Genomic DNA, 22,568 nt, shown 5'->3' on the forward strand with positions numbered 1-22,568 from the left:
ACTGCCTGGCTCAATATCTCCAGAAAACCGGGTTCACGAGCACCAACACCGTCAGGATCTCTAACCTGCCTAGCAGCATGCCAACGGTGAGTAGCCATTTGGCCGCATCGGGCAGTGACGAGAAATTACCTGCCGGGCCGATGATTGTGCCCAGGCCGGGGCCGACGTTACACACCGCCGTAGCGGCGCCGCTCAGGGCGGTAATCCAATCAAGCCCGATCAGCGCCAGGCCCAAAGCGATGGCGGCAATCGTGATGGTGAAAAAAAACGAGAAGGTCAGCAGCGAACGGACGATCTCCTCGTCGATGGGATGGCCGTTGTATTTTTTCTCGTGGCCGATTCTCGTGCATCCGATTATGGCAACCCATGAACTCTGCCAACCTTAAAACCCGTCCAGACAAGCTAGCGTGTCGAGTACTCGATAGGTCAAAGGCTCGCTGGTTGGCTCGCTCTTGCAAGCTCGCTGAGGCAATAAATCTCCATCCATCTACTTATGGCCGATTATGGGTTTTTATCGGCATACCTGAATGACTGTTTTTGGCCGAAAGCAGGCGGGTATTACCTTGTTTCAGCTTCGTCAGGGGGCCAGCTCTCATAGAAGAGCCGCCTACAGGGATCGGGTTGCCATCCATATGGTATGCGGCCCATGCCAGTACGTGTGCCATGCGTGCGGCAGCAACTGGCGACAGTCCGCAAGATTCTCTGACTTCGTCTAGCCGTATTCGGCAAACATCGAGGTGGCGTCGAACGCCGGAAAATCCACCAAGATAGAGAAAGAACTCGTCGAGAAGGATACCCACGCCTGGAACACCATAGGTGCCGGCCACACCTGGTGCCTCCTCATATATGGCCTTCACATTATGGCCTTCCAAGGCCGCGACAGCGGTGAGTACCTCGCAAAAAGTATCTTTCATGCTGTTGCTGACCCAGAGGTCATAGCTGTTGCCGATAATGATGGGCGCGCCCATGAGTCTTACTCTGATGTCGATAATGGAATGCTGAAGAAGAGGCGTATTCAGCCATGTAGCCAATTTTCAATAGGCCGTCTCCGCTCCGATTATTATCTTTTGGGGCTGGAAAAGGCCATGCGTGGACGGCTGCTTTTGGCCAGAAGCTGCCTCCCAGGCAGCGAACCGTGAATGGTCACTCGTCAAACAAGGTCCAGCCATGACAAATGCCGGCAAAGTCTTTTGCCGTAAAAAATAACGTCAGTTCCTTTGGGTCAAATTCTTTGTAGAGCCAATGCCCAGGAATGGGGCCTCTCGTTATCGCGTATTCCAAGCGGTATTTTTGAACAGGTCCAAAACCGAAGGAGCGTGAATTCAACTCAAACCTGTCACCTCTGTTGAGCGCCCATAGCTTTTCAACAAGGCAGTCATCAAGCACCACCTCTCCCGCTACCTCAACGAGATACTTTGAATGAAGTTTCTGTTGAAGCCTAACGCTTCTGGCCATGCATCAACCTACCTATGAACAGTCCGAGCATCGGCGCAATAATACTTGAACATGATGATGACCGCTTTGGGTTGGAAAAAAATGCGTTGGGCGTCCGCATTTGGCCGATAGCTACCATCCGCCACCGGCAGCTATCAGCTGAGACGCTCTTACATCGGCCCCAAGCAAGCCACTCACCAACCCTGGCCCCAGGTTTTTCCTGCCTGAAATCCCAAACCCGCACAAAAAAACCACCGATGCGTTGTCAGCTGATCCTTTTCAGCCTATCTTCATAAAACCTATACAGGCAACCTGTATGCGTACAACCTTTTCGTCAGACATTGGTCCCGACTCAGCACCGCCACGAGTAACCCGAATGAGCCCACTACTAGCCAGCCATTACCGTGAAATCCTCGTTGGCGTCGGTGAAAATCCTGAGCGCGAGGGTCTGCTGGATACGCCCCAGCGCGCCGCCAAGGCGATGCAATACCTGTGCAACGGATACGCGATGAGCCTGGAAGACGTTACCAACGGTGCGCTGTTCGAGTCGCAGAGCGATGAGATGGTGATCGTCAGCGACATCGAGCTTTATTCATTGTGTGAGCACCATATGCTGCCGTTTATCGGCAAGGCGCATGTGGCGTACATCCCCACTGGCCGGGTGCTGGGGCTGTCGAAGGTCGCGCGGGTCGTCGATATGTTCGCGCGGCGCCTGCAGATCCAGGAAAACCTCACCCAGCAGATTGCTCAAGCCATCCAGCAGATCACCGATGCCGCCGGGGTCGCGGTGGTCATTGAGGCGCGGCACATGTGCATGATGATGCGCGGTGTCGCCAAGCAGAATTCGATCATGACCTCCTCTGTGATGCTCGGCGCCTTTCGCGACAGCTCGACGACGCGGCAGGAATTTCTCCAGCTCATCGGCCGGCGTTAGGCCTATACACAGCCTGTTAACTGTACAAGCTCAAGGAGTAGGAAGATGGCTCGATTTCTGCTGCTGTTAGGACTGGCGCTCAGCATTGCAAGCTGCGGCAGTGTCGATGTTGCTCGTTACGCCGATCAGCAACCGGCATTGAGTCTAGAGCAGTTTTTCAGCCAGCCCGTCAAAGCTTGGGGGATGTTTCAGAAGCGCAACGGCGAAGTGGTCAAGCGCTTTGAGGTCGATATTGCCAGCCGTCGTGAGGGTGAAAACCTGATCCTCGACGAGCGCTTCCGTTACAGCGACGGCACCCATGAACGCCGAGTCTGGACCCTCACTCCTGGCGGCAATGGTCAGTGGAGCGGTCGCGCGCACGATGTGGTCGGTGTCGCACAGGGCCAGATCGCAGGCAACACTTTCCACTGGCGTTATCGCCTGAATCTGCCGGTCGACGACTCGACTTACGAGATGAGCATGGACGACTGGATGTACCTGGTCGACGAAGATACGTTGATCAACCGCACCCGTATGTCCAAGTGGGGCTTCGAAGTCGGTCAGGTGACGGTGTTCTTCCGGCGCCAGAACGCTGGAGCGAACCCATGAGCAGTGGGTTGACCCTGGCCTCGTTCGGCGACGGTTATCGCGCCTTGGTGATCGGTGCCAGTGGCGCCCTCGGCACGGCGTTCTGCCAACATTTGAACCAGGATCCACGCTGCGCCAGCGTCCGTGCGCTGGGACGCAAAACCGTGCCGAAGCTCGACCTCGAGCAGCCCGAAACGATCGCCAGCGCCGCCGCCGAACTGGCAGGCGAAGCGCCCTATCACCTGATCATTCACGCGGCCGGCCTCCTCCATCGTGACCGGATCAAGCCGGAAAAAAGCTACAGCGCATTCGAAGCCGAGTCGCTGCAGGCCGTGTTTCAAGTCAACACGCTGGGGCCGGCATTGCTGCTGCGCGACTTTCTGCCATTGCTTGCACCTCAAGGAGCGATGGCGATGCTTTCGGCAAAAGTCGGCAGCATCGGCGACAACCGTTTGGGCGGCTGGTACGCCTACCGCGCCTCCAAGGCTGCGCTGAACATGCTGATCAAGACCGCCGCCATCGAGCTTTCGCGCACTCGGCCGCAGAGTCGCTTGCTCAGTCTGCACCCGGGCACGGTGGTCTCGCCGTTGTCGCAACCTTTTCGCGGAGCCTCAAGCGCCCGCCCGGCAGACATTGCCGCTGCGCAATTACTGAGTCTGATTGACACACTGACGCCGGCCGATAGCGGCCATTTCTTCGCCTACGATGGAGAACGCCTGCCCTGGTAGGCAAGGAGTGAAGCATGAATCTGCAAACCCTCACCGAACGTGCGGCCAACAGTGAAGTTCGCGAACTGGAGCTGCTGTCACTCGAAGGTGGTTTTTATCTGGCGAGGATTCGCGTGGATCAAGGCCAGTTCACCTTGCTCGATGACGCGGCCAAGCCAATGCACCTGCGTTCGATCACCCACCTGCGCGACTTGCTGCAAACCGTGCCGGCGTTTCCCTGCGTGCTGGTGCAGCAATGCGTGCACGACGAAATGTGCGGCCGGGATTCAGGGCCGGTCGAAGAGCTGCGCATTCCATTTTCGCTGACCACGCCGTTATGACGCCGAAGCGAGGCAAGCGCTGCATGGCAGGCTGACCAGGCGCGCGTCGCCCACGGGCGACGCATTTATCGAACCCCTGCCCCGTCCACGGGTCTGCTTCACATCGATTCCCTGGAAGTAAAACCCATGTCCACTCAACACACGCTTGTCCTGCTTGCCCGAGGCGGATACGCCGCGCGCGGCGTTCTGTACCTGATCATCGGAATTTTCGCGCTGTTGGCAGCGCACGATTCCACCAAACCGAAAGACAGCCACAAGAGCCTTGAAGCATTGCTCAGCCAGCCCTTCGGCTACGTGCTGATTGGTGTTGTGGTCGCCGGCCTGCTGGCCTTCGCCGCCTGGCGTGCGTTGCAAGCGATCCGCGATGTCGACCACCACGGCACCGATTTCAAAGGCCTGGTCATTCGCGCAGGTTTGTTCGCAGGCGGTCTGGTCAACGCGGCGCTGGCCTTCTTTGCCCTGGGCCTGTTGGTGAGTGGTCTCCGGAGCTCGGGCGGTTCCGGCGATGGCAAGACTAAGGATCTGCTCGCGCAGCTGCTGTCATTCGAGCATTCCAACCTGTTGATCTACCTGATCGCGCTGATCCCGCTGGGTGTCGGTATCGCCCACATCATCAAAGGCTGGAAGGCTACGTTCGAGAAATATTTCGAAGCGGATGACGAAGTGATGCGCTACGTGCGCCCGGTGTCGCGGTTTGGCTTGATCGCCCGCGGCGTGGTGTTTATCGAGATTGCAGTGTTGATGGCGGTCAGCGGCTCGGTTTATCAAGCGACCAATCCACCCGGCATGAAGGAAGCGCTGGATGCTGTGCAGAATCTGCCGGCCGGCGGCGTGCTGTTGATGCTGATGGCGTTGGGGTTGATCGCCTTCTCGGTGTACAGCTTTTCCGAAGCCGCGTGGCGCCGGATCGAAATGGATGTGCCGCTGTAAGCGGCCATTCGAGGGGGCGTGCGCCCCCTCGACTGCTTCCCATCAAGTAAACAGATCAACGCCCAACTGGAACGCTACCCATAGCGCCAGACCTGTAGCAAACATCAGCGCGATGTTTTCAAACAGGTTGTTGCGATATTGCTTGTCCAGCAGCGATTTCTGGTTGGACATGATCAGCAAACCCAGGGAAATCACCGGCAGACCAATGATGTTCAACGCGCTGACACCAATGGTCAGGGTGACGAAATCCGGCATCCCCGGCATCGACCAGATCAGCGGCGTGACCAGGATGAACAGCATGAACCACTTGTGCATCGGGTCATGATGGAACTCTTTGCCGTACTTCTCGCGACGCTCAGGACGAACATGCTGGAAGGCATCGGTGATCAGCATCGGAAACGCCGTGGTCTTGCCTGAAATGCTGGCAAACAAAGTCGCGAACACACCGATGAAGAACACGTACCAGCCGATCGGGCCGAAGTAGATTTCCAGCGCCTTGCCCAAGTCAGCCAGGGTTTTCACCTCGATGCCATTGGGGCGCAGGATTTCCGCACCGACGATCCAGATCGCCAGGTTGATGATGATCCCGACAAACACCGCGAACAGCAGATCGTTACGCTGAATGCGCTTGTGCTGCGGCCCGGTCCAGCCTTTCTGGCGCATGACATAGGGGTGCACGAAGTTGGCAATCGAACCGGCAACCGCGCCGATCACTGAAACCGCTACCAACAACGCGCCATGCACGCCTTCGTCCGGCGGAATGCTGAAGCCGATGGTGCCTTTGATGATGCCGCTCACATCCGGGCCGGACATCACCGCCAAGGCGATGAATGCCAGGGTCATGATCGCCAGCAGCAGCTTCATCACGCCTTCAATCATTGTGTAGATGTTGCGCCCGACCAGCATCCAGACCGCCAGCACCACCGCCACCGAGCACAGTAATGGCTGATCGATCTTGAACAGCATCGCCAGCGACTCCCCTGCCCCCTTGATCATGTAGGCGTTCATCAGGTGCCCCATCAACAGGGCATAAACCAGCATGAACCAGGCGAACACCGGGTTGAGCTGGGCATAGCCCTGCAGAATGGTCATGCCTTGGTTATTGCACAGCTGGAAACGGGCAATGATGTTGACGATCAGGTATCTGAGCAACAACGAGACTGCCAGCACCCACATCATGGCGTAGCCGTAGTTCGCACCGGCCACTGAAGACGTGATGAGATCGCCCGCTCCGAGCCACGACAGCACGGCGATAATGCCGGGGCCGAGCAGTTTCAGCGTGCGCAGGAACAGGTTTTGCGGTTTCGCAGCGGCCTGATGATCGAGTGGAGCCATGCTCGTCATAGGGGTATCTCCGTTATTGTTTTTGTGAGAGTTGTTGCAGTGCGCACATTAGGTAGGATGTCGTACAACAACGCTAACGGGAGAGTATGTAAAAATGTGTCAAACCTCCCTGATTAGCCTCCATCCCGATCATTTCTGCTGATAAAAATCATCTAGCACGCGCATGCTAATGAGCTTTGGCGACGTTGCGGGGCTACTAAAAAGCCGTTGATGCCCTAGCCAATCACTCATAGGATGACTGATCACAACAACAATAAGGCTGGAAATGATGAAAACAACCCTCTTGATCGCTGCGCTCGCCTCCACGTTGAGCGTGACGGCTAATGCCGCTACTTACGCTTACATTTCAAGCCCCGGCGACGGTCTGATCTCGCAATACCGCCTCGATCAAAACAACGGCGCACTCACCCTCATCGAACAGGTCCAGGCGGGTGATCAAGTCAATCCCATGGCCCTCACCCCGGACGGCAAGGTGCTTTTTGCAGCCTTGCGGGTCAAGCCCTTCCAGGTCGTGGGTTATCGGATCGATCCCACAAGCGGTCACCTGACAAAATTTACCCAGGCCCCCCTGGCAGAAAGCATGGCCTACCTGTCGACCGACCGAAAAGGACGCTACCTGCTCGCGGCCTCGTACGGCGCAGATACCCTCAGCGTGCAAAACATCGGCGAAGATCATCAACCTTCCGCCAATATCCTGCGCTACCCGACCGGCCTGCATGCGCATTCGATTCGCACCGAGCCGAGCAACCGCTTTGCCTATGCGGGCAATCTGGGCACTGACAAGGTGCTGCAATATCGCCTGGACGCCAAGACCGGCGAGCTCAGCCCGATCGGCAGCGGCTCGGTCAGCGTCCCGGAGAAAACCGGCCCTCGGCACTTGGCATTCTCGCCGGACGGCAAATTCCTTTACGTGGTGGGCGAAATGAGCGGCACCGTGACTGCGTTTTCAATCGACAACGCCAGCGGCGCGTTGACCGAAATCGCTGTGGCCAATGGCATTCCCCAGCGTTTGAAGCTGGCCCACGGCGAAGTTCGGGATGCGCGCAACAACGACTTGAAAGACGACCCGACCCCACGTATCTGGGCCGCTGACCTGCGCATGTCGCCGGACGGGAAACTGCTGCTGATGAGCGAGCGGACCAGCAGCAGCGTCTCGGCTTTTGCCGTGGACCCGGCCTCGGGAGGGCTCAAGTTTCTCGACAACTACCCAGTACAGGAACAGCAGCCGCGCAATATCGCCTTCTCCCCCGATGGCCACTGGCTGCTGGTGACCGGCGAGAAAAGTGCCAAGGTCGGTACGTACGCGGTGAGCAAGGATGGCGCGTTGAAGCGTGTCGGTGAAGCGGCATCCGGCAAAGGCGCATTGTGGATCGAGATACTGCAAACGCCTGACGCATGAATATCTGCGGAGCAGCAACTGCTCCGCCGTTCTGCAACTAATCCCCTGCCGCTTCGGTCATTAGGATTGCCGAGGTTGATACATTTTCGCAGGCCTCACTTTCAAGAGACTGCCCACCGTGATCAGCCATCTCGATCGCCGCAACAACCGCTCGCTGGACAGTCTGAATTTCTTTCTCGCCGATGTCCGCGACGGCCTCGGGCCGTACCTCGCCATCTACTTGCTCGCCGTACACCACTGGGACCCGTCCAGCATCGGCGTGGTCATGACTCTCGCCGGTATCGCTGCACTGATCACGCAGACACCGGCCGGTGCGCTGGTTGACAACAGTCGGGCGAAACGGGCGCTGGTCATCATCGCCGCGCTGTTGGTCGCGGCGAGTTGTCTGCTGCTGCCGTTCATTTCTTCATTCAGTCTGGTGGCATTGACCCAAGCCTTGAGCGCGGCGGCAGCGTCTATTTTCGCTCCGGCGATTTCCGCGATAACGCTGGGCATCACCGGCCCGCGTGCATTCACCCGGCGCACCGGCCGCAACGAGACGTTCAACCATGCCGGCAACGCCTGCGCGGCGTTATTGGCCGGTTTGTTTGCCTATCTGTTCGGTCCGGTGGCGGTGTTTTATCTGATGGCCGTCATGGCCTTGGCGAGCGTAGTTGCCGTGCTGTTCGTTTCGGCAGAAGCGATAGATCACGACGTCGCGCGCGGTTTGCAGCCTGGCGATCAAAGCCATCAGCCGTCCGGATTCAAGATATTGCTGAGCAATCGCCCGCTGCTGATGTTTGCCCTGTGCTGCGCGCTGTTCCACTTGGCCAACGCGGCGATGCTGCCGCTGGTGAGCCAGAAACTCGCCGAAGCCAACTTGCACATGGCCACGCCGCTGACCTCGGCGTGCATCGTCGCCGCGCAACTGGTCATGGTGCCGATGGCGCTGCTGGCCGGTGCGAAAGCCGATGTCTGGGGGCGCAAACCGTTATTGCTGGCGGGTTTTCTGATCCTGCCGCTGCGCGGGTTGCTCTACACGTTCTCGGATGATCCGTACTGGCTGGTCGCCGTGCAGTTGCTCGACGGCGTCGGCGCCGGGTTGTTCGGCGCGCTGTTCCCGGTGATGGTCAAGGATCTGACCCTCGGCTCCGGGCATTTCAATGTCAGCCTCGGCGCGCTGACCACAGCGTTTGGCCTGGGCGCGGCGCTGAGCAATGGGTTGGCCGGTTTCGTCGTCGAGGCTGCGGGTTACAGCGCAGCATTCCTCACCCTCGCTGGTGTTGCAGCGGCGGCGTTTCTGCTGCTGTTGATTGGTGTTCCGGAAACACTGCAGCCGACTGAGAAATTCCAGTCCGCTGCAGTTATGGGTCAAAGCTGAGCAATCGGCGACGTTTGTATCAGCGTGTAGCTTTCGCCAACCAAGATACACACGCATGCGAAGTTCGGCCGTGCGCACACATAACTGACACATTTAGCGCGCTAAATACCACTGTCGCTTCCATTCCTACCCTAATCAAACGACAGGACATCACCATGAACAAAGTCTTCGCTACCCTCGCCCTTACCGCCGCCATGTTCGGTGCTACCGCCGCGTTCGCTGCGCCGGTTAAACCTACCGTAGTGCTGGTGCACGGTGCCTTTGCCGATTCGAGCAGTTGGAACGGCGTGGTCAAGATTCTCGAGAAGGATGGCTACCCGGTGATCGCCGCTGCCAACCCGCTGCGCTCGGTCAAGGGTGATGCGCAATCGGTGGCGGATGTGCTGGCCAGCGTGAAAACCCCGGTGGTGCTGGTCGGCCACTCTAACGGTGGCCCGGTGATCAGTGAAGCCGCTTACGGCAATGCCAATATCAAAGCGCTGGTATACGTCGCCGCGTTCGCCCCGGAAAAGGGTGAAACCGCCGCTGAATTGTCCGGGCGTTTCCCCGGCAGCACCCTTGGCCCGACCCTGTCGGCCCCGGTTGAGCTGGCCGATGGTGGCAAGGATTTGTACATCCAGCAGGATAAATTCCATGATCAGTTCGCCGCCGATGTTTCCCAGGCCGATGCGAAGCTGATGGCCGCGACCCAACGTCCGGTGACCGTCGCCGCGCTCAACGAAGCCGCGACTGAGCCTGCGTGGAAAACCGTGCCGTCGTACTTCGTCTACGGCGATCAGGACAAGAACATCCCGGCGCAAGCCCTGGCGTTCATGGCCGAGCGCGCGCACTCCAAACAGACCGTAGTGGTCAAAGGCGCGTCGCACGTGGTGATGGTGTCCAACCCGAAAGCCGTCGCCAGCCTGATCGAAACCGCTGCTGCGGCGAAGTGATTCATCGCTGAGTTGAACCTTGAAGCGTTAGCCGTGAACCCTGTTCACGGCTTTCAGCGCTGGATGGTGCTGTAGCCGCTCGTTGAGAAAGTCCACGAACGTGCGCACCTTCGCCGGTACGCGCGGATGTTTCAGATAGACCAGTTGCACCGGTAACGCCGGCGGCTCAAAGGCCTGCAACACCAATTCCAGTTCACCAGCCGCAACCTGGCTGGCGACTTGATAAGACAGCACGCGGGTAATGCCCCAACCGGAACTGGCAATGTTGATCGCCGCCTGATTCGCGGTGACCACCAGACGCGGTTCGAAGCGAAAACTCAACGGCCCGTCGGCGTGGGCGAATTGCCAATCGCTGAGCAAATGGCTGGCGGACGACATGACAATATTGGCGCGGCTCAACTCGTTCGGATGTTGCGGTCGGCCATACCGGGCGAAGTAATCCGGCGTGCCGCAGATCACTTGGCGCACCTCGCCGACCTTGATCGCATGCTGATTGTTTTCGTGCAGATGACCGATGCGCACGGCGACATCAATGCCCTCCTCGGCCATGTTCACTATGCGATCAACCAGCAAGGCCTTCAGACGCACCGAAGGAAACGCATCGACGTATTGCGCCAGCAACGGCGCGATGAACAGCTCGCCAAACAACACCGACGCGGTCACGCTCAAGTGCCCGCACGGCACCCGATAACTGCCGGCAGCGGCTTCTTCGGCTTCGTCGACATCGCAAAGGATTCGCCGGCAATCGTCCAGATAACGATGGCCGGCCTCGGTCAGATGCAGGCTGCGCGTAGTGCGCGACAACAGACGCGTGCCGATGCGTTGCTCCAGCGCAGCGATGGCGCGGGTGACGCTGGGGGGCGAGGTGTTCAAACGCCGCGCCGCCGCCGCAAAGCCGCCCTCCTCGGCCACGGCCAGGAACATGCGCATTTCCTGAAAACGATCCATAGCTGGGGACCTGTCGAAGATTTTGAAAACCCACCGGCCCTGTGGGAGCGGGCTTGCCCGCGAAGGCGTCCTGTCAGTCAACTACGATGCTGAATGACCCACCGCTATCGCGGGCAAGCCCGCTCCCACAAGGTTTCGGCGTGTGCTGATATCAAACGCTTTGCAGGCCCACCGCTGTGCGCTGCATGCCGACGAATTTCGGCAGCGCCTCGACCCGCGCAAGCCATGCCCGCACATTTGGATATTCTTCCAGCGAGACATTGCCTTCCGGTGCGTGGGCGACGTAAGTGTAGGCGGCCACATCGGCGACGGTTGCCTTGTCGCCGGCAAGGAATGCGCTGTTGGCCAACTCATCTTCCATCACTTGCAACAATGCATGGGAACGCTTGATCGCATCAGCCGCGTCGTAACCGGCGCCGAACACCGTGATCAAGCGCGCCGTCGCCGGGCCGGAGCTGATCTGCCCGGCAGCCACCGATAACCAACGCTGCACCTTGGCTTGCTCGACCGGATCACTCGGCAGCCACTGACCATTGCCGTATTTGCCGGCGAGATACACAAGAATGCCGTTGGAATCAGCGAGCACCGTGCCGTTGTCGTCAATCACCGGCACCTGGCCGAAACGGTTGAGCGCAAGGAACTCAGGCGTTTTGTGCGCGCCCTTCATCAGGTCGACGAACACCAGTTCGGTCGGCACATCCAGCAGGGACAACATCAACTCGACTCGGTGCGAGTGGCCGGACAACGGATGGCGGTACAGTTTGACGGCTGAGTGGGACATGACGTGCTCCTGGATTATTTGAGGTCGACCCGCTGATCGTGTCGATGGGGCTCATCCTGCTCCCCCGCCGCAAATCGCGGAATCCTCAGCCAATACAATCGAGCATTTCAGCCAGTGAAATAATCACCCGCCTCCTTAGGCGCGCGCAGGGATCATTTCATCGAGTGAAACAGTGGATTGCAGTTTCTGGCCATTCCCTCGCAACCGGCCGAGGGCGAACATGAGCCCACTTGAGCTTCAGCCCCTGGCGGCTCACCGGCCCGTTTGCACCCGAGGAGAATCGAAATGGACACAGCGTCGAAACCGCAGCCCTCGCCCTGGCATGAAGGTGAGCTGACCCTGCAACGTGCCGTCGGCGCGGTGGAGATGATGGTCGGTGTCGGCCAACGGCAACTGGCCCGCGACTGGATGCCGGACCAGCACCGCGAGTTCTATGCGCAACTGCCCTTCGTCGTACTGGGCGCTGTCGACAGCCAGGGCGATCCGTGGGCGACGCTGCGCACCGGCCAACCGGGGTTCATGGATTCGCCGTCGCCACAGGTTCTGAAAATCAAGCTCGACGCCCAGCCCAACGACCCGGCCAATCAAGGCCTGCAACCCGGCGATGCGATCGGCATGCTCGGCATCGAGCTGCACACCCGTCGGCGCAATCGCATGAACGGCAACATCAGCCGCCGCGATGCCGACAGCCTCGAGATCAGCGTGACCCAGGCCTACGGCAACTGCCCGCGCTACATCAATCTGCGCCATTACGCCTTCGTCGATGAGACCACCGACAACGCGCTCGACTTGCCGGTCAGCGAACCCTTGGTGCGCGAGATGATCACCGCCGCCGACTCGTTCTACGTGGCCACTTACGTGGTGCGCGACGGCGAGCGCCAAGTCGATGTGTCCCATCGCGGTGGCAAATCCGGCTTCGTGCACATGGACGAGGACGGCACCCTGACCATTCCGGATTTCTCCGGCAATCTGTTCTTCAACACCTTGGGCAATATCCTGCTCAACCCGCGCGCCGGGCTGACCTTTATCGATTTCGAAAGCGGCGATCTGTTGCAAATGACCGGCAGCGCAGAAGTGCTGCTCGACGATCCGCAAATCGCCGCGTTCCAGGGCGCCGAGCGCCTGTGGCGCTTCAAGCCGCAGCGCATCGTTTACCGTCAGGCCGCGCTGCCACTGCGCTGGGCCGAGCAGCCGGAAGGCGATTCGCCCAACTCGCAAATGACCGGCAACTGGGAACAGACCCGCGAGCGTTTGCAGGCCGAGGCGCTGCGCAATCAATGGCGCGCGCTGCACGTCACGCGGGTGGTCGATGAGAGTCCGCAGATCCGCTCCTTTTACCTGCAAGCCAACGACGGCTTCGGCCTGCCGCGCTTCGAACCGGGCCAGCACTTGCCGATCAAGGTTTTGCTCGACGGCCAGGACGCCGCGTCGATCCGCACCTACAGCGTGTCCAGCGCGCCGTCGGACGAGTTCCTGCGCATCAGCGTCAAACGCGATGGCTCGGTGTCTTCGCATCTGCATGATCGGGTGCAGGCATTGGACTTGATCGAAGCCCGCGCGCCGCAAGGCGATTTCACCGTCAACGCCACCGAACGCCGGCCACTGGTGCTGTTGGCCGCAGGGGTTGGGGTGACGCCGTTGCTGTCGATGCTGCGCGAGGTGGTCTATCAGGGCAAACGCATCAGCCGCATGCGCACGACCTGGGTGGTGCAAAGCAGTCGCACCGTCGAGGATCTGGCCTTTCGCGATGAAATCGACGCCTTGGCCGCGCGTGCAGGCGACAAGGTCAAAGTGCTGCGCGTGGTCAGCCAGCCGCCGCTGGAAGCAACAGCGCAGGGCTACGACCATCCCGGGCGCATCGACATCGCCTTGCTGAAAGGCCTGCTGCCGCTGGATGACTACGATTTCTATCTGTGCGGCCCGGGCAGCTTCACCCAGGCGCTGTACGACGGCCTGCGCAAAATGCGCATTCCCGATGATCGCATCCACGCCGAAACCTTCGGCCCGTCGACGCTGATCCGCGATGTCGAAATCAGCACCCCGGCGCCGCCGCAAGTACCGGTCGCCGAAGAACCGGTCAAGGTGTTGTTTGCCACGTCCGGCAAGGAAGCACGCTGGGAACCGGGCAGCGGCACCTTGCTGGAACTGGCCGAGGCACGTGGCTTGAATCCGGAATTCAGCTGTCGCGGCGGTTCGTGCGGCACCTGCAAAACCCGCCTTACCAGCGGCCAGGTGCATTACCTGACCCCGCCGGCCATGCGTCTGGCGGACGACGAAGTGCTGATCTGCTGCGCCGCCCCGGCGCAGGGCAGCGACACCCTGGTGCTGGATGTTTGAATGTTGAGGAGGTGCGCCATGAAGCCGTATGCAGAAACCAACGTCGTTTGGCCGCAAGAGAACACCGGACTGTCCGCCAGTGAATGCGAACGCAGCTTTTTGCTGCCGCAATTGATGGGTTCACTCGCCGGTGAAACCTGCGCGTTGACGGGCTCATTCAATCAACGTGAGCGTCTGCCTTCGAGCCCGAACGGCTGGTTTTCCCGTGGGCTCAAGGCATTGTTTGCTTAGGCTTTGCTCACCGCAACCACTCTGCCCGCCGGCCGGTGCTGGCGGCTGGTGACCAGGCCAATGAACGAGATCAGCAGCGCCAGGCCAATCGTCGAAGTCACTTCCAGGCGATGTTCAGGGGTGATCATCATCACTGCCAGAGCGGCGCAGATGAAGGCAATGACCAGCCAGGTGAGCCAGGGGAACAGCCACATGCGCAAGGTCATTTCGACCTTTTCCCGTTCCAGGCGGCGGCGCATGCGCAACTGCGAAATGGCGATCACCAGATACACCAGCAAGGCGATTGCGCCGGAGCTGGCGAGCAGGAACTGGAACAGCCCGGCCGGCATGAAATAGCTGAGTAACGTCACGCCTGCGCCGATCACCGTGCTGGCAATGACCGCAGCGCGTGGCACGCCGGCCGCCGAAGTCACCTTCAATGCCGGCGGCGCATCGCCGCGTCGGCCCAGCGAATAGAGCATGCGCGAGGAAATGTAGATCGACGAGTTCATGCAACTGGCTACCGCGATCAATACGACCACGTCGACGAGGAATTTAGCGTTGGGGATATTCATCAGCTCCAGTGCGCGCTGGTAGGAACCGACCGAGGCAAGTTGCGGGTCGTTCCAAGGCACCACCGAAATCACCACGAAGATCGACAGCAGGTAGAAGATGCCGATGCGCCAGATCACCGAACGCGTGGCCTTGGCGATGTTCTGCGCCGGATTATTCGACTCCGCAGCGGCAATGGTCACCGCTTCGGTGCCGATGAAACTGAACATGATGGTGATGAAAGCGCCGACCACCGCCGACATGCCGTTGGGCGCAAAGCCGCCGTGCTCGGCCATCAGCGTGCTCAAGCCACTGGCTTCACGCTCGGGAATCCAGCCCATCAGCACCGCGAAACCCAGGCCGATGAAACCGATGATCGCGATGACCTTGGCCATGGCGAACCAGAATTCGAACTCGCCGTATTTCGACACGCTGAACAGGTTGGTAATCACCAGCAGCACGATCGACAGCAAGGCGAACAACCACGCATCGACCTGGGGAAACCATTGGTTGAGCACGTGCCCGGCGGCCAGCGCTTCGATCGGAATCACCAGCACCCAGAACCACCAGTAGAGCCAGCCAATGGTGAAGCCGGCCCAGCGGCCAATGGCTTGATCGGCGTAGGTGGAAAACGAGCCGGTGTCGGGATGCGCCACGGCCATTTCGCCGAGCATGCGCATCACCAGCACGACCAGCAGACCGGAGAACAGATAGGCGAGCAGCACCGCAGGTCCTGCGGCGGCGATGGCGTGGCCTGAGCCAACGAAAAGTCCTGCGCCGATGATGCCGGCAATGGAAAGCATGGTGACGTGACGCGGTTTGAAACCTTGCGCCAACTGACCGTTGGAGTCCTTGGGGTTCAGGCTAGTCATGGGTTCTTATTGTTCTCATGATCGACGTTTGGGCCACTGACTGTGCGTCAGGCGATCATCATTTCCTGTGCCGACATCAGGCGAAAGCTGCGACGCAGACGCTTTGCCGACGAAATGATGCTTCACCTTACGTGGCCCGAGCGCCGTCCAACTAGCCTGAGTGCGGCATGCCGATGTCTGATTTCGACATGCCACTCTCAGGCCACCATTGGGCGGCGGCAACCGCTGCGGCGATTTACAGCGTGTAGGAAATCCCCACCTGCACGGTTCGCGGCGCGCCCGGGTAGGCGTAAACATTGCCGAAGGCGCCTTCCTCGTAGTCGCGATCGAAGATGTTTTTCACATCCAGATTGAGCCGCACCTTGTCGTTGACCTTGTAGAAGCTCAGCAGGTCGACCACGGTGTAGCTGCCCATGGAAAACGCGGTGTTGGCGGTCTGCCCGGCGCGCTCGTCGACGTATTTCAGGCCAGTGCCGAGGCCGAGGCCTTTGAGCGTGCCGTCCTGGAACTCGTACATATTGAGCAGGCTGAAGCTGTTCTTCGGGATGTTCAGCAGGCGCGTGCCGGAGCGCAGCGTGTTGTCCTTGGTCACCTCGGCGTCGACATAAGCGTAACCGCCGACCACTCGCCACTCCGGGGTGAGGTTGCCGGTGACGTTGACGTCGAAACCACGGCTGCGCACTTCACCGGCAGCGACGCTGAAGGTCGAATCCACAGGATCTGTGGTCAGCACGTTGCGTTTTTCGATCTGGTAGATCGCCGCGTCGACGCTCAACTGCTGATCCAGCGCTTCCCACTTCACGCCCATCTCGTAGGACTTGCCTTTCTCTGGAGCGAAGCCGCCGCCTTCGCGACTGGCGCCGGTGTTGGGCTTGAACGAGCGCGCGGTGTTGGCGTAGACCGCCAGGGTATCGGTCAGGTCGTAGGTGACGCCGATACGCGGGGTGACGGCGTTGTCGCTGGCCTGCCAGCTCTTGCCGCCCGGCACGTAGGTTTCGTAATCGTGCTCGAAGCGCTCGAAACGTGCGCCGGCCAGCACTTTCAGTTTGTCGGTCAGGGCGACCTGATCCTGCACGAACGCGGCGTAGGTCTTGAGGTTCTCTTTATCGTGGGTCGGTGTGCGGGTCAGCGCCGGGCGTGGCTGGCCGTAGACTGGATTGAAGATGTCGATCGGGTAGGCACTGACCGCGCCGCTGGAGCGCTGGATGATCGACTTGTAATCGTAATCTTCATACTCGATGCCGGTGAGCAAGGTGTGCTGCAGACCGCCAGTGTCGAAATGCCCGGTGAGGTTGAGCTGGGTGTCCTTGTCGGTCCATTCCAGCTTGCGGTAGTTGAAGTTGCGCCCCAGCGTGCGGCCGTCAGCGGCAATGCCGTTGGCCTCGATCGCGTTGCCCTTGAGCGAGCCGTCGAGCCACTGGAAACCGCCGCCCAGGGTCCAGTCGTCGTTGAGCATGTGTTCGAAACGCAGCTGCGCCATGTTGTTGTCGTTGTGCAGTTTGCCGACGTCCTTCTCGCCAAAGAAGGTATCGCGCGAGGCAGTGCCAATCTGCGCCGGGTAGCGCGTCACGCCACGATCAAGCGGCGCGTTGTTGCGCATGAAGTCGCCTTCGAAAATCAGCTTGGTCGCGTCGGTGGCGTGCCAGGTCAGCACCGGCGTGATGCCGTAGCGCTCGGTCTCGACATGATCGCGGAAGGTGTCGCCGCCCTCGCCCACCACATTCAAGCGATAGGCCAGACGCCCTTCTTCATCGAGTGGCCCGGAAGCGTCGAGGGTGCCGCGCTTCATGCCTTGGTCGTTCAATTGGCTGCCTAACGTAACGGTGCGCTCGGGCAACGGTTGTTTCGACACCACGTTGAAGGTACCGCCGGGATCGCCACGGCCATAGAGCATGGTCGCCGGACCGCGCAGCACCTCCAGACGTTCGATGGTGTTGGCGTCAGGCATGTTCGGGTAGCCACGGTTGATCGGGTAACCGTTGCGGTAGAACTCACCCGTGGTAAAGCCGCGCACGGTAAACGTGGTCAGGCCCTGCCCACCGAAATTGTTCGCCCGCCCGACGCCGCCGGCGTAATCCAGCGCATCCTGCAAACGCGTGGCGCCGAGGTCTTCGACGGCATCCTTGGTCACTACGCTGATCGACTGCGGAGTTTCATGAATCGACGTGTCGGTGCGCGTGGCGCTGGCCGAACGCGTGGCGCGATAGCCCTGCACCGGGCCGTCTGCCCGTTCGTAATCCGCTGTGCCGACCACGTCGGTGGCTTCCAGCTCAAGCGTTGAAGAGGTCGGTTCGGCTGATTCAGCCCACGAGGAAGAAGACAGCGCCTGCAGCACACAAATGGAAAGCAGAGTTCGACGCATGAGGTGAAAACCTTTACGAATAGGCCAGAACGAAGGGCAAAACCGCCAATGAAAACGCGGCGCATGGTATACCAGCGCATTCGTAATTGAAACTTATTCTTATTTGTCATGTTGGTCAGGATTACTGAGCAGAATTCATCACTCCATCCTGAAACCGCGCATTATCAGCAGCGCGTCGATGGCCTAGGCTCGTAGAGATCCGACGTCAATCGATGGCTGCGCCGCGCTACGTGTGTGCCGCCAGCCTGTCTGAAAGGAATTCGCAAATGAAATTCGACACCCCGGCCGGCTCCAATCCGATCGATCAACTGAAGATGATCGGCCAACCTGCCGACCGCATCGACGGCAAGCTGAAAACCACCGGCACCGCCACGTACGCCTACGAACAATACGCAGCGGTGCCGGACGCCGCCTATGGCTACATCGTCGGTGCCGGAATCGGCAAGGGGCGCATTGCTTCGATCGATTCGGCAAGCGCGCGGGAAGCGTCCGGGGTGATCGCCATCGTCACTTACGAAAACGCCGGGCCATTGGCTAAAGGCGAGTTTTACGTAGCCAGGGCCTTGGCCGGGCCGCAGGTCGATCACTATCACCAGGCCGTGGCGATTGTCGTTGCGGAGACCTTTGAACAGGCCCGCGCGGCTGCCGGTCTGCTTGAAATTCGCTACGTGGCCGCACCGGGTTCGTTCGATCTCGCAACTGCGAAAGACTCCGCAACCCCACCGCCACCGGCCGGTTTCGGCCCGCCGCCGCAGACCAGCGCCGGTGACTTCGAAGGCGCCTTCAACGCTGCGCCCGTGCAAATCGATCAGCACTACAGCACGCCCGATCAGGCTCACGCGATGATGGAACCGCACGCAACCATCGCCCGCTGGAACGGCAAGCAGTTGACCTTGTGGACATCAATCCAGCAGATCAACTGGGGCGTGCGCGATCTGGCGAAAACCCTCGGCGTTGCCAAGGAAGACGTGCGCCTGATCTCGCCGTATATCGGCGGCGGTTTCGGCGGTAAGGGCACGATCCTTTGCGACGCAGTCTTGGCATCCCTGGCCGCTCGACATGCCGGACGACCAGTGAAAGTCGCGCTGCCGCGGCCGCTGATGTTCAACAACCTGACCCATCGTCCGGCGACGATTCAGCGCCTGCGCATCGGTGCCAACCGTGACGGCGTGATCACGGCGATCGGCCACGAGAGCTGGTCGGGCAACCTGCGCGGCGGTCGCGCCGAAGCGGCGACCGCATCAACCCGATTGCTGTACGCCGGGGCCAATCGCATGACCCGCTTGAACCTTGCCGTGCTCGATCTCGCCGAGGGTTCGGCGATGCGCGCACCGGGTGAGGCGCCGGGAATGATGGCGCTGGAAATCGCCATGGATGAACTGGCGGAAAAGCTGCAGATGGATCCGCTGCAACTGCGCATCCTCAACGACACGCAGGTCGATCCGGAGCAACCCACGCGGCCATTCTCCAAACGACAATTGGTGGAGTGCCTGAACACTGGCGCTGAGCGCTTTGGCTGGCAGCAGCGCAACCCTCAACCCGGTCAGCGCCGTGAGGGCGGTTGGCTGATCGGCATCGGTCTGGCCTCGGCGATTCGCGGCGCACCGACCACCGCTTCGGCGGCGCGGGTGCGGCTTGATCGTCAGGGCGTCATCACCGTAGAAACGGACATGACCGACATCGGCACCGGCAGTTACACCATCATTGCCCAGACCGCCGCCGAAATGATGGGCATGCCGCTGGACCGTGTCGTGGTGCACTTGGGCGATTCGCGGTTTCCGGAATCGTCGGGCTCCGGCGGCCAGTGGGGCGCCGCCTCCTCCACTGCTGGGGTGTATGCCGCGTGCCTGAAATTGCGCGAGGCCGCTGCCCGCGCCGTGGGGATAGACCCGCGACAAGCCGAGTTTGTCGACGGACAAATTCGCGCAGGCTCGCAGCAGGTTGGCTTGGCTCAGGCCGCAGCCAATGGCGAGCTGACGGGTGAGGACCGCATGGAATACGGCGACCTTGCCCAGCGCTTCGTCCAGCAGACCTTCGGCGCGCATTTCGCCGAGGTCGCGGTCAATGCCGCTACCGGGGAGATCCGTCTGCACCGGCAACTGGCGGTGTGCGCCGCCGGGCGCATCCTCAACCCGAAAACCGCGCGCAGCCAGATTATCGGCGGGATGACCATGGGTGCGGGTGCGGCATTGATGGAAGAGCTGGCGGTGGATCATCGAATCGGCTTTTTCGTCAACCACGATCTGGCCGGATACGAGGTGCCGGTGCACGCCGACATTCCCCATCAGGAAGTGATCTTTCTCGATGAAGTCGACCCCTATGCCACCCCGTTGAAAGCCAAAGGCGTTGGCGAGTTGGGCATCAGCGGCGCGGCGGCGGCCATCGCCAATGCGATCTACAACGCGTGCGGCGTACGGGTGCGCGATTATCCGATTACGCTGGATAAACTCATCGGCGAGTTGTCCTATCCGGTCTGAGACTGGATCACGCAGGATATCGCCCATGTACCCCATCACCCCCGATGGCCGCTATTTTGTGGTCAAGCAGCAGCTCTGGCGTTGCAGCAATCCAGCGCTGCCAGCGGCCGAGCGTGAGGCGTTGGTTACCGAACTCATGTCGGCGCGGCGAGCGGTCAAAGAGGCCAAACACGCGGAGGATGCTGATGCATTGAAGTCAGCGAGAGCACGTGTGAACCAGGCCAAAATCGCATTGGGTGAACGCGGGCCGGTGTGGTGGGAGGATGGCAGCCCGGATTACAACCGGCACAAGGTGAGCAATACGCCGTATGCGCAGTGGTTTGCTCAACTGCCTGAGTGTTGACTGGCCTGCTGATGCCCTAACCCATAATCCACGCAGGTCCCCTGTGGGAGCGAGCCTGCTCGCGAATGCATTCGGTCTGGCGATGAGATGTTGAATGTGCCGCCGTCTTCGCGAGCAAGCCCGCTCCCACACTGGATATTGTGGGTTGCCGGGATTTGGCACGCGCCGCAAAAATCTGTGGGAGCGGGCTTGCTCGCGAAGCCATTCGGTCTGGCGATGACAATGTTTAATGTGCCGCCGTCTTCGCGAGCAAGCCCGCTCCCACACTGGATATTGTGGGTTGCCGGGATTTGGCACACGCCGCGAAAACCTGTGGGAGCGGGCTTGCTCGCGAAGCCATTCGGTCTGGCGATGACAATGTTGAATGTGCCGCCGCCTTCTTGAGCAAGCCCGCTCCCACACTGGATATTGTGGGTTGCCGGGATTTGGCACACGCCGCAAAAACCTGTGGGAGCGGGCTTGCTCGCGAATGCGCTGGGTCAGGCGATGAAGATGTTGAATGTGCCGCCGTCTTCGCGAGCAGGCTCGCTCCCACCTTGAGTTTTGTGTGCTGCCGGGATTTGGCACGCGCCGCGAAAACCTGTGGGAGCGGGCTTGCTCGCGAATGCATTCGGTCAGGCGATGAAGATGTTGAATGTGCCGCCGTCTTCGCGAGCAAGCTCACTCCCACACTGGATATTGTGGGTTGCCGGGATTTGGCACGCGCCGCGAAAACCTGTGGGAGCGGGCTTGCTCGCGAATGCATTCGGTCTGGCGGTGAGATGTTTAATGTGCCGCCGTCTTCGCGAGCAAGCCCGCTCCCACACTGGATATTATGGGTTGCCGGGATTTGGCACGCGCCGCGAAAACTGTGGGAGCGGGCTTGCTCGCGAATGCATTCGGTCTGGCGGTGAGATGTTTAATGTGCCGCCGTCTTCGCGAGCAGGCTCGCTCCTACAGAGACCCGCGGCGAGGCTCAGACTTGCAACAACTGCCGGGTCATCGCCATCGAGGTTTCCAGCGACTGTCCGGTGCGCTGCAATTTGTTCAACAAACTCGCGCCGAGCCAGAGCTGATACAGCGTCTCCGCCAACTTCCGCGCGTCGCCCTCGGGCAGGCTTTTGTCGGTCTGGCCTTGTTCGATGCATTCGGTGATGCGCGCGACGATGCGTTCGGCGCCGTCGCGCAGGGTCAGGCGCATTGACTCAGACAGGTCGGCGACTTCGGCGCTGAGTTTCACCACCAGGCATTCGTCGCCATGGCCCTCCAGGGTGCAACGGTTCTGCCAGCCCTGCCAGTAATCCATCAAACGCTCGAACGCAGTCAGCCCCGGCAGGGTCAGGCGGCGCTCCATGTCGGCGAGGTAGTCGACAAAGTAATCCTCGAGCAACGCCTGGCCGTACAACTCCTTGGATTTGAAGTAGTGATAGAACGAGCCCTTGGGCACGCCGGCGGTCTGCAGGATCTCGTTGAGGCCGACGCTGGTGAAGCCCTTCTCGGCCATCATCCGGTGGCCGGTGTCGAGCAAGTGTTGGCGGGTGTCGTCAAAGGTCGGCTTCATGGTGCGCAAAATTCCAGACAATAGACCAGTCGTATAGTTTTCAGGACCGGGAGTTTGCCATAACCGACGGGCAAAAACATTTTCTGAAAAATTACTAGACGACTGGTCTAATTGGAAACTATGCTGCGCCCCGACACACAAATTCATGCGGCACCGACAACAAGCGAATCCCTCGCCTCCTGCCGATGCCAGACCAAC

General features: G+C 60.2%; 20 protein-coding genes and 1 pseudogene. 12 read left to right on the top strand and 9 right to left on the bottom strand.

Translation table 11 applies throughout. The features are described 5' to 3' along the window. Positions 1–10: 10 nt before the first annotated feature. The 3 genes and pseudogenes from ACMYUN_RS01000 to ACMYUN_RS01010 form a co-directional block, all read right to left on the bottom strand. Positions 11–280, bottom strand: a pseudogene (locus ACMYUN_RS01000) (potassium transporter TrkG); the annotation flags it as partial. 211 nt (positions 281–491) lie between these two features. Next, positions 492–968: a hypothetical protein gene (locus tag ACMYUN_RS01005; protein ID WP_415762479.1), complete on the bottom strand. Its 477-nt coding sequence runs from the start codon at positions 966–968 to the stop codon at positions 492–494. Between the two features lie 175 nt (positions 969–1,143). Then, a complete protein-coding gene (locus ACMYUN_RS01010; RefSeq protein ID WP_122880606.1) occupies positions 1,144–1,455 on the bottom strand; it encodes a hypothetical protein in 312 nt (103 codons plus the stop codon). Between the two features lie 355 nt (positions 1,456–1,810). Between ACMYUN_RS01010 and folE the strand changes: the two genes are divergently transcribed. The 5 genes from folE (at position 1,811) to ACMYUN_RS01035 (ending at position 4,913) form a co-directional block, all read left to right on the top strand. Further along, on the top strand, positions 1,811–2,368 hold the full coding sequence (folE, locus tag ACMYUN_RS01015; RefSeq protein WP_039762860.1) for a GTP cyclohydrolase I FolE: 558 nt from the start codon (positions 1,811–1,813) through the stop codon (positions 2,366–2,368). Positions 2,369–2,413: 45 nt separating this feature from the next. Then, complete coding sequence (locus ACMYUN_RS01020) at positions 2,414–2,956, top strand: DUF3833 domain-containing protein (protein WP_415762480.1); 543 nt, start codon at positions 2,414–2,416, stop codon at positions 2,954–2,956. Then, positions 2,953–3,663, top strand: a complete 711-nt coding sequence (locus ACMYUN_RS01025; protein WP_310408600.1) for an SDR family oxidoreductase — start codon at positions 2,953–2,955, stop codon at positions 3,661–3,663. Before ACMYUN_RS01020 ends, ACMYUN_RS01025 begins: the two co-directional genes overlap by 4 nt. 14 nt (positions 3,664–3,677) lie before the next feature. After that, complete coding sequence (locus ACMYUN_RS01030; RefSeq protein ID WP_016774774.1) at positions 3,678–3,983, top strand: DUF6482 family protein; 306 nt, start codon at positions 3,678–3,680, stop codon at positions 3,981–3,983. A gap of 126 nt (positions 3,984–4,109) precedes the next feature. Continuing rightward, positions 4,110–4,913: a DUF1206 domain-containing protein gene (locus ACMYUN_RS01035; protein WP_415762481.1), complete on the top strand. Its 804-nt coding sequence runs from the start codon at positions 4,110–4,112 to the stop codon at positions 4,911–4,913. Positions 4,914–4,955: 42 nt separating this feature from the next. Here ACMYUN_RS01035 and ACMYUN_RS01040 read toward each other — a convergent pair whose 3' ends face one another. Further along, entirely contained in the window at positions 4,956–6,248 is a 1,293-nt protein-coding gene (locus tag ACMYUN_RS01040) for an Nramp family divalent metal transporter (protein WP_372339889.1), read from the bottom strand. A gap of 274 nt (positions 6,249–6,522) precedes the next feature. Here ACMYUN_RS01040 and ACMYUN_RS01045 point away from each other — a divergent pair, with 274 nt between their 5' ends. The 3 genes from ACMYUN_RS01045 (at position 6,523) to ACMYUN_RS01055 (ending at position 9,948) form a co-directional block, all read left to right on the top strand. Next, positions 6,523–7,656 carry a lactonase family protein gene (locus ACMYUN_RS01045; RefSeq protein WP_415762482.1) on the top strand — a complete coding sequence of 378 codons (1,134 nt, stop codon included), beginning with the start codon at positions 6,523–6,525 and terminating at the stop codon, positions 7,654–7,656. A 118-nt stretch (positions 7,657–7,774) separates the two neighbouring features. Then, positions 7,775–9,016, top strand: coding sequence for an MFS transporter (locus ACMYUN_RS01050; RefSeq protein WP_415762483.1), 1,242 nt, complete (start codon positions 7,775–7,777; stop codon positions 9,014–9,016). Positions 9,017–9,171: 155 nt separating this feature from the next. Beyond that, on the top strand, positions 9,172–9,948 hold the full coding sequence (locus tag ACMYUN_RS01055; protein WP_415762484.1) for an alpha/beta fold hydrolase: 777 nt from the start codon (positions 9,172–9,174) through the stop codon (positions 9,946–9,948). 27 nt (positions 9,949–9,975) lie between these two features. Here ACMYUN_RS01055 and ACMYUN_RS01060 read toward each other — a convergent pair whose 3' ends face one another. Continuing rightward, positions 9,976–10,896 carry a LysR family transcriptional regulator gene (locus ACMYUN_RS01060; protein WP_415762485.1) on the bottom strand — a complete coding sequence of 307 codons (921 nt, stop codon included), beginning with the start codon at positions 10,894–10,896 and terminating at the stop codon, positions 9,976–9,978. 151 nt (positions 10,897–11,047) lie between these two features. Next, positions 11,048–11,677, bottom strand: coding sequence for a glutathione S-transferase family protein (locus tag ACMYUN_RS01065; protein WP_415762486.1), 630 nt, complete (start codon positions 11,675–11,677; stop codon positions 11,048–11,050). A 285-nt stretch (positions 11,678–11,962) separates the two neighbouring features. Between ACMYUN_RS01065 and ACMYUN_RS01070 the strand changes: the two genes are divergently transcribed. Together ACMYUN_RS01070 and ACMYUN_RS01075 are read left to right on the top strand one after the other, a co-directional pair. Then, positions 11,963–14,014, top strand: coding sequence for a pyridoxamine 5'-phosphate oxidase family protein (locus ACMYUN_RS01070; protein ID WP_415762487.1), 2,052 nt, complete (start codon positions 11,963–11,965; stop codon positions 14,012–14,014). An 18-nt stretch (positions 14,015–14,032) separates the two neighbouring features. Beyond that, on the top strand, positions 14,033–14,245 hold the full coding sequence (locus tag ACMYUN_RS01075; protein WP_122507419.1) for a hypothetical protein: 213 nt from the start codon (positions 14,033–14,035) through the stop codon (positions 14,243–14,245). Here ACMYUN_RS01075 and gabP read toward each other — a convergent pair. Both gabP and ACMYUN_RS01085 read right to left on the bottom strand, forming a co-directional pair. Further along, positions 14,242–15,648 (bottom strand): GABA permease, encoded by a 1,407-nt coding sequence (gabP, locus tag ACMYUN_RS01080; protein WP_129999289.1) that lies wholly within the window; start codon positions 15,646–15,648, stop codon positions 14,242–14,244. The two genes, ACMYUN_RS01075 and gabP, sit on opposite strands and share 4 nt — an antisense overlap. Before the next feature lie 235 nt (positions 15,649–15,883). After that, positions 15,884–18,010, bottom strand: coding sequence for a TonB-dependent siderophore receptor (locus ACMYUN_RS01085; protein ID WP_415762488.1), 2,127 nt, complete (start codon positions 18,008–18,010; stop codon positions 15,884–15,886). Positions 18,011–18,276: 266 nt separating this feature from the next. Here ACMYUN_RS01085 and paoC point away from each other — a divergent pair, with 266 nt between their 5' ends. Both paoC and ACMYUN_RS01095 read left to right on the top strand, forming a co-directional pair. After that, positions 18,277–20,487, top strand: a complete 2,211-nt coding sequence (paoC, locus tag ACMYUN_RS01090) for an aldehyde oxidoreductase molybdenum-binding subunit PaoC (RefSeq protein ID WP_415762489.1) — start codon at positions 18,277–18,279, stop codon at positions 20,485–20,487. A gap of 25 nt (positions 20,488–20,512) precedes the next feature. After that, positions 20,513–20,830 carry a hypothetical protein gene (locus ACMYUN_RS01095; RefSeq protein WP_415762490.1) on the top strand — a complete coding sequence of 106 codons (318 nt, stop codon included), beginning with the start codon at positions 20,513–20,515 and terminating at the stop codon, positions 20,828–20,830. Between the two features lie 955 nt (positions 20,831–21,785). Here the strand turns inward: ACMYUN_RS01095 and ACMYUN_RS01100 are convergent. Beyond that, on the bottom strand, positions 21,786–22,370 hold the full coding sequence (locus tag ACMYUN_RS01100) for a TetR/AcrR family transcriptional regulator (RefSeq protein WP_016770670.1): 585 nt from the start codon (positions 22,368–22,370) through the stop codon (positions 21,786–21,788). Positions 22,371–22,568 lie beyond the last annotated feature (198 nt).

It is taken from the genome of Pseudomonas sp. CP4 (assembly GCF_047758505.1).
Taxonomy (GTDB): Bacteria; Pseudomonadota; Gammaproteobacteria; order Pseudomonadales; family Pseudomonadaceae; genus Aquipseudomonas; species Aquipseudomonas fluorescens_AO.